The 7741-nt window shown below is 62.3% G+C and carries 7 protein-coding genes; 5 read left to right on the forward strand and 2 right to left on the reverse strand.

Annotation, left to right across the window (positions count from 1 at the left end):
• On the reverse strand, positions 1-819 hold the full coding sequence (locus ATO3_RS22685) for an IclR family transcriptional regulator (protein ID WP_088652181.1): 819 nt from the start codon (positions 817-819) through the stop codon (positions 1-3).
• A gap of 99 nt (positions 820-918) precedes the next feature.
• Positions 919-1401: a MaoC family dehydratase gene (locus ATO3_RS22690; protein ID WP_088652182.1), complete on the reverse strand. Its 483-nt coding sequence runs from the start codon at positions 1399-1401 to the stop codon at positions 919-921.
• Between the two features lie 173 nt (positions 1402-1574).
• On the opposite strand from ATO3_RS22690, the gene ATO3_RS22695 reads away from it, so the two are divergent.
• The 5 genes from ATO3_RS22695 to ATO3_RS22715 are packed head-to-tail and all read left to right on the forward strand — an operon-like array spanning position 1575 to position 7716.
• Positions 1575-2837 carry an acyl-CoA dehydrogenase family protein gene (locus tag ATO3_RS22695; RefSeq protein ID WP_233152279.1) on the forward strand — a complete coding sequence of 421 codons (1263 nt, stop codon included), beginning with the start codon at positions 1575-1577 and terminating at the stop codon, positions 2835-2837.
• Positions 2838-2853: 16 nt separating this feature from the next.
• Complete coding sequence (locus ATO3_RS22700) at positions 2854-4080, forward strand: acyl-CoA dehydrogenase family protein (RefSeq protein ID WP_088652184.1); 1227 nt, start codon at positions 2854-2856, stop codon at positions 4078-4080.
• Positions 4081-4126: 46 nt separating this feature from the next.
• Positions 4127-5275: a TAXI family TRAP transporter solute-binding subunit gene (locus ATO3_RS22705; RefSeq protein WP_088652185.1), complete on the forward strand. Its 1149-nt coding sequence runs from the start codon at positions 4127-4129 to the stop codon at positions 5273-5275.
• Between the two features lie 31 nt (positions 5276-5306).
• Positions 5307-7274: a TRAP transporter permease gene (locus ATO3_RS22710; RefSeq protein WP_233152280.1), complete on the forward strand. Its 1968-nt coding sequence runs from the start codon at positions 5307-5309 to the stop codon at positions 7272-7274.
• Between the two features lies 1 nt (position 7275).
• Positions 7276-7716, forward strand: coding sequence for a PaaI family thioesterase (locus tag ATO3_RS22715; RefSeq protein WP_088652186.1), 441 nt, complete (start codon positions 7276-7278; stop codon positions 7714-7716).
• The last annotated feature ends 25 nt before the right edge of the window (positions 7717-7741 follow it).

Below are 7741 nucleotides of genomic sequence, written 5' to 3' on the forward strand. Positions count from 1 at the left end.
CTAATTCGGGGCCATCCCAGTCCGACCGGGACGATAGCCTAGCGCCAACGAAAGTTGTTCGGCGCTCGCTTTGGCCGCTGTGACGCAAAGCTTCCGGTTCCTCTCTGCGCGTTCCAGAGGGGCGCCGATCACCAGGGCTCCTGCCAGGCACCCATCGGCCCGAAACACGGGCACACCGAAGCCTGCGGCGTCTACATGCGCGGTGCCGACCGTTCTGGCGTAGCCGGTTTTGCGAATCTCTGAAATCATGCGCCGTAATGCATTTTCGTCGGTGATCGAATTGCCGGTAAGCGGCGTCAATTCCGTCCGTTCGAAATACGCGTCAAGCTGCTCGGGCGTGTCATAGGCCAGCATGACAAGACCCGATGCCGAACAGAACAGGGGCCGATCGACACCCGTCTGGGCAACGTACCGAACGGGCTGCTCGCTTTCGATGACCGATGAATAGACAACGCGATCACCATCCCGGACGGCATAGAGAACCGTCTCGCCCGTCTGCTTGACAACCTCGCTCATCACACCGCGCAGGATCGACTCGAACGGGTGGTTGGTAAGGATGGACTGCGCGAACTGGAAAATCCTCGGCCCGAGAAGATAGGTGTCCTTCTCGCGCATCAGGTAACCTTTTTCCGTGAGAGGGCGCAGCAGCAACAGCAAACTGCTCTTGGGGCAATTTAGCGCGCCGCTGAGTTCAGAGAGCGTCATGCGCCGGTCGCTTTGCGCCACCAGATCGAAGAGCGCAAGGATGCGGTTCAGGGACCGTGGCCCATCCGATTTACGCCCGGCAGATCCAATTTCATCAGATTGCGCGGTTTTCATATCTGCGTCTCCCGTTTCGCCCGGTTACTAGCAAAACCGGGGCGGCAGTCCAGCCATTTACGGCCAGAGGAGTACTCCCGCATCGTATCAGAGACGGGTTTACGCTTCTCCCGGCTCCTTGTCCGTCGTTCGTGCCTTGATCATCCGCAGGGGCGTGTATTCCAGCACCTGCTCTCCGGTCTGTTTGAATACCCTGTTCCGGGTCCGGACCAGGCCGCGGTTCGGCCGGCTTTTCGAGCGGCGCGACTCGGTCACCTCGACCTCGCAATGGATCGTGTCGCCCGCGAACGTTGGTCCCAGAACCTTCAACTCCATTTCCAGAAAGGCAAAGCCCGTGTGTTGCATCGTGGACTGGGTCAGCAGACCCTCCATGAAGCAATAGACTAGGGAGCCGGGGGCGGCGAACCCCGGCATGTTGGATTCCTTTTCGCGGAAGTCTCTGTTGATGAACAGCACTTCGAGCATGCCGGTGACACTGACGAAATTCGTGATGTCTGTTTTGGTCACGGTGCGGCCGATGGTCCGAAACTTGCGCCCCACCGGCAAATCTTCATAACAAAATCCAAGGCCCACAGTTTCCATGCCGCTCGTTCCCTTGTTAAGTCCCGTCTTCTGCGAAGGCTAGTCCACGCCAGTCCCACAACCTGAACATTCCCCACTCTCGGAAGGTTAAGGTGCCAGAGCCGGGCCAATCAATCGAAGCGACCATTTTTTCGGGTCTGACGTGAATCAAGCACATTCATGATGAATCCGGCTTGTCGGTCTTTTTCGCCGTTCTCATCGCGACATTGCACGTATGTGGTTTTGTGCGACCGCCGGCCGTTAGTGTTTGGTCAGGCCCGGACGCCAACCTAACGTCGGCCAACAAGCACTCGGCATCCACAACCGCAAGGAGTCATTCAGGCATGAATTTCGGTTTTTCCGAGGAGCAGGATACCATACGCGAAACCCTGGCCCGAATGCTTGGCGATCACGCCACCCTGGAGGTCGCGCACAACCGCCTCGACAGCGGGGAAGGGTTCGATACGGCAACCTGGTCCGCACTGGCCGAAGGCGGCTGGCTTGGCCTCGCCATGTCGGAAGAAGAGGGTGGCTCGGGGATGGGCGCGGTGGAACTGGCCATCCTTGCAGAAGAAATCGGTCGCTGCCTGGCCGCCGTACCTTTCATCCCGGTCCTTTGTATGGCGGTTCCGGCCCTTCAGTCCGCCGGCACGGACGACCAGCGCAAATCGCTTCTGCCCGGCATCGCCGAAGGCCGCACGATCATAGCGACAGCGCTTGCCGAAGGCGGGGGTCTCGCACCTGACACCGTATCGGCGAAAGTGACGCGGGATCGCCTTTCGGGGCAGAAAACGCCGGTCACCTTTGGCGCCGAGGCGACCCACGCTCTTGTCGCTGCGACCGATGAAGAGGGCACGCCGCGTCTCTATCTTGCGGATCTCTCCGCGTCGGGTGTGACGACGCGTGCGCTCGACCCGGTCGACCGCACGCGCCCGGCGGCCGAGATCGTTTTTGACAACACGCCGGTCGAACTTCTGCCCGGCTCGGACCCCGCGGCGATCAAGCGTCTTCTGGACGGCGCCGCAGTGCTGGCCGCCTTCGAACAGATCGGCCTTGCCGAGCGCGTGCTTGCCCTGACCACCGCCTATGCCCGCGAGCGGCACGCTTTCGGGCGTCCGATCGGCGGCTTTCAGGCGGTCAAGCACCGGCTCGCGGACATGTTCGCCAAGATCGAACTGGCGCGATCCAATGCCTTCTTCGGAGCCTGGGCGCTGGCGAGCGGCGACAACCGACTGCCCGAAGCGGCCGCCGTCGCGCGCCTCACAGCACTCGATGCCGTGCAATTCGCCACCGAGGAATCGATCCAGCTTCACGGCGGTGTCGGGTTCACATGGGCCGCCAACCCGCATCTTTTCCTGCGGCGCGGCTGGCAGTTGAAGGCAGAACTCGGCCCGACCGCCATTTGGCGCGAACGGCTGCTCGGGCATCTGGCGGACGCCCCACGGACCGCAAGCTAACAAGGAAATCGGACACATGGATTTTAGCGACAGCCCCGAAGAAGCCGCCTTTCGTGCAAAAGCGCGGGAATGGCTGGACGCCAACGCAACCCTGCGGGACGGCAGCGAGAAGGTTCAGGATCACTTCATGGCCCGCGACGCCGACGAGGTCGCGCGAGCGCGGGACTGGCAGGCCCGCAAGGCCGAAGCGGGCTGGGCCGGACTGACTTGGCCGCGTGCCTTCGGCGGCCGCGGCGCCACGCCGATCGAACAGGTGATCTGGAACCAGGAGGAAGGCCGCTATGCCGTTCCGCCCAACGCCTTCCTGATCGGCATCGGGCTGGTCGGGCCGACGGTCATGATCCACGGCACGGAGGACCAGAAAACCGCGATTCTGCCGCGCGCCCTGACCGGCGAGAACATCTGGTGCCAGTTGTTTTCCGAACCCGCCGCCGGCTCCGACCTGGCCGGAATACGGACCCGCGCGCGGCGCGATGGCAACGACTGGGTGATTTCCGGCCAGAAAGTCTGGACCTCGGGGGCGCATTATTCCAGCCACGGCATCCTTCTGGCGCGCACAGACCCGTCGGTGCCCAAACACAAGGGGATGACCATGTTCCTCGTGGACATGTCCGACCCGGCCATCGAAACGCGCCCGATCCGCCAGATCTCGGGCGGGGCCAGCTTCAACGAGGTGTTCATCGACGACCTGCGCGTGCCGGACAGCGCCCGTCTGGGCGGCGAATCCGAAGGCTGGAAGGTGGCGCTGACGACGCTGATGAACGAACGGTTCAGCATCTCGGTCGGACGCGCCAGCGGCGGAGCGCGCGCCGAGGAGCTGATCGACCTGGCCGCCCGCGTCGAACGCAACGGGCGCCCGGCCATCGAGGACGGCGAAGCGCGCGCGCGGATCGCTGACTTCATCGCGCGGCAACGCGGACTCGAATTCACGTCCTACCGGGTCATGACGTCGCTTTCGCGCGGCGAGGCACCGGGGGAGGAAGGCTCGATCGGAAAGCTGCTACTGGGCAAGCTGCGGCAGGAGATGGGCGCCTTCGGGATGGAACTGGCAGGGACTGCGGCGGGCGTGTCGACGGCCGCCGGCGACGATACCGCGCGCTGGCGCAACGAGTATCTTACGGCGCCGGGCAACCGCGTCGCCGGCGGGTCCGACGAGATCCAGCGCACGATCATCGGCGAGCGCATTCTTGGGCTTCCGCCGGAAATACGCGTCGACAAGAACGTGCCGTTCTCGGAACTTTAGGCAAATTGCCGACTGAGCCCGAATAACCAATAGGGAGGAGACTACCATGAACTTCAGATGGACAAGCGTCGTGGCTGCCGGGTGTCTAGCGATGGCTTCACCGGTTGGCGCACAGAACATCGAACTGCCCGACATCATCACCTGGTCGGCCTATGACACGGGATCAGCCGGCCACGCACATTCCATCGCCATCGGCAACATGATGCGCAACCGTTTTGGAACGACGATCCGAGTGCTTCCCGGGCGCAACGATGTATCGCGGATGACGCCTCTCAAGAATGGCACGGTGGATTACTGCCTGTGCGGAATCGCCTCCTATTTCGCCGCCGAGGGCGTGTTCCTGTTTGCAGCGCCGGAATGGGGGCCGCAGCCGATCCGGGCGGTTATTCAGGCTGTCGGCGACTATGGCCTGGGCGTGGTTGTCGCCGCCGATGCCGGCATTGAGACGATTGCCGACCTCGAGGGCAAACGAGTCGGCCGCGCCACCAGTTCGCCCGCGATCGACGTAAACATGGAGGGTTTGCTGGCTTTTGCGGATCTGACATGGGACGATGTCGAAGCCGTTGAATTCTCGGGTTATGTGAATTCTCTCAAGGGCATCCTTGAGGATCGCGTCGATGCGGCCTTTGCGCTGACAACCACCACTGTGAACTACCAGATCGAGTCCAGCCCGCGGGGTATCAAGTGGCTTGAAACCCCCGCCGAGGATACCGAAGCTTGGGCCCGCTATACCAAAATAACGCCGTACGTGACGCCGCACATGGTGTCGGTCGGGCCGGGGATCGACCCCAAGGCACCGCTGCCCATGGCACAATACCCCTATCCGATTCTCGTCACCGAAGCCGATCAGGATGCCACCGAGGTGCGCAACATCGTCGCCGCGCTTGACGTCGGTTTTGACGAATTCAAGGACGCAGCCCCCGGTGCCAATGCCTATGCAATCGATCGCCAGATCCTTAGTTGGGTGATGCCGTGGAGCGATGGAAGCGTCGCCTACTTCAAGGAAAAGGGCATGTGGACCCCGGAGCACCAGGAGAACCAGGACAAGTTGCTGGAACGGCAAAGGGTGCTTTCCGAAGCGTGGAGCGGTTTTGTCGAAGGTGCTCCCGAGGGTGAGGAAGAGTTTGCCGCCGCCTGGATGAAGGCACGCGCCCAGGCGCTTGAGGCAGCAGGTCAGGAAGTCTACTTCCGCTGACTTTCCACAATCGCACAAGTCAGGAACAACTATGCCACATCAACCGCAGGCCACAACGGTACAGCCGATAGGCACGAGCAACGAGCCGACCGGTCTGCGGTTGATGCTTGCGGCGTCGGCGCTTCTTTTGTCTGCAGCGTCGGCCAATCATATCTTCAATCTCGGGTTCTTCATGAACGTCCGACTGCTGGAGATTCATTACCTCTACCTGATGTTGTTGCTGACGTTACCGCTCGCCTACCTTGTCTTTCCATGCAGCAAGACAAACCCGCACGGGTCAACGCGATGGTGGGATTATTTTCTTGCCCTCCTCGCTTTGATAACTTGCGCATTCTTCGTCTATTACGGGCGCAGCGTGGTGAACAAAGGCTGGGATTTCGCGGCCCCCACCCATGCCGTGATTGCCAGCTTCGCCTTCTGGTTTCTGCTGCTCGTGGCGGCGCGGCGCACCGGCGGCTGGACGCTCTTTGTCGTCATCCTGATGTTTTCCATCTATCCTTTGATCGCCAATCATGCGCCGGGACCGATCCAGGGTTTCCAGCGCCCGCCGATTGAGACGGCGATCTTCCACGCCATGAGCGGCGAAAGCGTTCTGGGCATCCCGATGCGCAGTTTCGTCAACCTTGTTGTCGGCTTCATGATCTTCGGGGTTGCGATGCAGCACACCGGTGCGGGGCCGTTCTTTATCGACCTCGCCTTTGCCGCGCTCGGGCATGTGCGGGGCGGCCCAGCCAAGGTCGGCGTCTTGACCAGTGCGCTGACCGGATCCATGAGCGGCAGCGTCATCACCAATGTGCTTACCACCGGGTCTATCACCATTCCGGCCATGAAGAAGGTGGGCTTCCGGCCCAGCTATGCCGCCGGGATCGAGGCGGCGGCCTCGACCGGCGCGGTGCTGATGCCTCCGATCATGGGGGCCACGGCGTTTGTCATGGCGAGCTTCCTGCTTACGGACTACACCAACATCGTGGTTGCGGCGGTGCTGCCCTCGCTACTCTATTTTTTCGGTCTCTTCGCCCAGATCGACGCATACTCGGCGCGCAACGGGCTGAAGGGCGTGCCCCGCGCCGATCTTTCCAGATTCGGAAAGGTGCTGCGCGAGGGCTGGTATTTCCTCGCCGTCTTCGGGCTTCTCATCTGGATGCTGCTTTATCTCAAGCGCGAGGCGATCGCCCCGTTCTATGCAACCGCGCTGCTGATCGTTCTGAACCAGTTGCTGTCGAAATCGCGCTGGGGTCGGCAAGAGCTGATGAACTTCCTGGCGGCGACGGGGCGGCTGTTTGTCGAACTGATCGCAATCCTCGCGGCTGTCGGGCTGATTGTCGGCGGGCTGGCGGTGACCGGCATGTCCGGCACGATCAGCAATGATCTGCTTTTCATCGCGGGCGGCAACACCTTCCTGCTGCTGCTTCTCGGCGCCCTGACCAGTTTCATCCTCGGGATGGGCATGACGGTGACGGCCGCCTATGTCATCCTCGCGGTGTCTCTGGCCCCGGCCCTGGTCGCCGGAGGGCTCGACCCGATCGGCGTCCATCTGTTCATCCTCTACTGGAGCATGCTGAGCTACATCACCCCACCCGTGGCGCTGGCGGCTTTCGCCGCGGCGGCGATTGCCCAAGCCCGGCCCTTCGCTGCGGCCTATGAGGCGATGAAGCTGGGCACCATCATCTATATCGTGCCCTTCTTCTTCGTCCTCGATCCTGCGTACACCCTCCAGGCAGGGTTCGTCGACAGTGCCCTGACAATCCTGCGCGCAGGTATCGGCATTCTGCTGATCTGCGCCGGATTGCAGGGATACCTGCTGGGCGTCGGCCGTATCGAACCCGGTCCCACGGGCGCGATTGCGCGGCTTCTGCTCGGGATTGCCGGTCTGGCCTTCGCCCTCCCCTCGACCGCGATGCTGGCAATTCCGATCGCTGCGGCGGTAGGCGTCGGTGTCGCGGTGACGGCGCTGGCGGCGGTCATCGTGACGTTCTCGCGCAACCGAAAGGCCAACTGAAATGAGCGCACAGAATGGCAAACCCGAGGTCCCTGCCCCGTTCAATGCCTTGCTGGGCGTCCGATTCATTTCCTGGTCCGATGACATGGCGGAACTGCAATTGACGATCACCCATGACCATCTGAATGGCGCCTTCGCGGTCCATGGCGGGGTTTTCGCAACCATGCTGGACAACGCGGTCACCTTCTGCGCGGCCTTTGCGGGCGAAGGCCGTCCCGGTCATCGCTGTCTGACGCTCTCTCTCACCACCAGCTTTGTCGGCCCGGCGATCGACGGCGACGTGCTGACGGCACGCGCGCGCATTGTCGGTGGTGGGCGCAAACTGGTCTTCGTGCGGGGCGAGGTCGTCAATCAGGACGGGCGTCGTCTGGCACATGGAGATGCCGTGATCAAGCGGGACACACCGCCCTCGGGCCAACCCGAGCCGAGCGGCGGAAACTGATCCGCAGAATTCAGTAAGGAGGGGG

It is taken from the genome of Marinibacterium profundimaris (assembly GCF_002210095.1).
GTDB classification, from domain to species: domain Bacteria; phylum Pseudomonadota; class Alphaproteobacteria; order Rhodobacterales; family Rhodobacteraceae; genus Marinibacterium; species Marinibacterium profundimaris.